The organism is Pseudomonas viridiflava, assembly GCF_900602065.1.
In the GTDB taxonomy this organism is placed as follows: Bacteria; Pseudomonadota; Gammaproteobacteria; order Pseudomonadales; family Pseudomonadaceae; genus Aquipseudomonas.
The window spans coordinates 1-317 of record NZ_UWFN01000220.1; the positions used below are offsets into that span (position 1 = coordinate 1).

Here is a 317-nt window from a genome sequence, read left to right on the forward strand (position 1 = left end):
GTTGCAGACCGATCCGACACGCCTGGCAGCGACGCCGCAAGGCCAGCTTTTCCTCAATGACTTGTTGCAATACTTTCTGATCTAAGGACCCTGCATGGATCTCGTACTCGATCTGCTCGCCACCGTGTCACGCTGGAGTCGCAGCAACCTTTCAGAAATCGCTCTCGCGCTGGTGGGCTGCCTGCTGGTGCTGTTCGGCTCGGATGTCAAAGGCTGGCTGGAACAGCGCGTGGGCGGCATGGCAGGCGCCTTGCGCATCCCGATCATGGCCCTGCTGTGCACCGTCGGCAGCGGCCTGGCCCTGATCTACGCCACCC

Annotated in this window: 1 protein-coding gene; it reads left to right on the forward strand. The window is 62.1% G+C overall.

What is annotated here, in order from left to right; all coding sequences use genetic code 11:
- Positions 1-94: 94 nt before the first annotated feature.
- On the forward strand, positions 95-317 hold a 223-nt coding region (locus EE949_RS12925; RefSeq protein WP_122664654.1), incomplete at its 3' end, for a DUF3392 family protein.